We start from the raw sequence: 242 nt of genomic DNA on the forward strand, positions 1-242 counted from the left end.
CTGTAGATTCCTATACATTCTGGATGTCTTTTGTAACGGTTTTCTTAATCGGATTTTTCAACTTCCTGGTAAGTTTCAGTTTATCTATGTTCCTTGCTTTTAGATCAAGAAAGATGAATTTCGGACAGGTGAGTGAAATCTACAAAGAAATTTTCAGATATTTTACAAAGCATCCATTGAAATTTTTCTTGCCACTAAGCTCAGGACTCGATAAAAAAGCGGATGACCTGATGAGCAGTACG

General features: G+C 35.5%; 1 pseudogene. It reads left to right on the plus strand.

From position 1 onward, the window contains the following. Positions 1–242: pseudogene (locus tag SB689_RS24015) on the plus strand (recombinase); the annotation flags it as partial.

Source organism: Chryseobacterium sp. SIMBA_038 (genome assembly GCF_046535115.1).
GTDB lineage: Bacteria > Bacteroidota > Bacteroidia > Flavobacteriales > Weeksellaceae > Chryseobacterium.